Here is a 791-nt window from a genome sequence, read left to right as displayed (position 1 = left end):
CGGCCGCGACCTCGACGCCGCACTGCTGGGCACCCGGTTCTCCGTCGTGGCGGCCGTGGCCGCCGCCGTGGTCGGGGTGGCCGGGGGGCGCTCGCCGTCGGCATCCTCGACCACCCGGCGCAGCTCTGGGAGAGCGAGTGGGGCCTGCTCCTGCTGGCGAAGGTGGCCCTCGTGGTGCTGGTCGCGGCGTTCGGCGCGCACAACCACTTCCAGGTGGTCCCCCGGCTCACCGCCCGACGCCGCGGCGTGGTGCGGCACGCGGGGCGTTCGGCCACCGCAGGCGGCGTCCTGCGGCGCAGCACGGGCCGGGAGACGGCGCTCATGGTGGTGATCGTGCTGCTCACGGCCTGGCTGGTCACGGCGTCGGTGGGGCACTGAGGAGCTCGGGAGAAGGAGGTCATATCACAGCAAAATTTCGATGCTTCCTCATCCAAGGTGAGACTGCTGTCAGCCGGTCGACACCGGGCAGCGTGCGCAGGGGGCAGGTTCGCGTGACGTTCAGCAGTGCACTGTGTACAGACGAGCCCATGGCCGGCACCGATATCGGCGCCGCGCGGGCCGAGCAGCCGGAGTGCCGGTCCGCCCGCGCGGCCATCCCCGGCTACCTCGACCGGCGGCTCGACGCCCGCCACCAGCGCCGCTTCGAGGCGCACATCGACCGGTGCGCCGGGTGCATCCGGGCGTTCATCGACGTCCGGCAGGTGGGGTGGGCGCGGCGCAGCGCGAGCGGCGCCCGGTCCTGGCTGAACTAGGCGGCTCGGCCAGGGCTCAGCGCCCAGCGGCCCGCGCGG

The 791-nt window shown here is 74.1% G+C and carries 2 protein-coding genes; both read left to right on the top strand.

Annotated features, from left to right (window positions below):
* The coding region (locus tag PROKR_RS20480; RefSeq protein WP_036966589.1) for a CopD family protein at window positions 1–378 on the top strand (378 nt) is incomplete at its 5' end.
* A 149-nt stretch (window positions 379–527) separates the two neighbouring features.
* Complete coding sequence (locus PROKR_RS20475; RefSeq protein ID WP_036966586.1) at window positions 528–752, top strand: zf-HC2 domain-containing protein; 225 nt, start codon at window positions 528–530, stop codon at window positions 750–752.
* The last annotated feature ends 39 nt before the right edge of the window (window positions 753–791 follow it).

The sequence above is a fragment of the Promicromonospora kroppenstedtii DSM 19349 genome (genome assembly GCF_000515355.1).
Lineage (GTDB): Bacteria > Actinomycetota > Actinomycetes > Actinomycetales > Cellulomonadaceae > Promicromonospora > Promicromonospora kroppenstedtii.
This window is presented reverse-complemented; position numbering and strand designations above follow the sequence as displayed.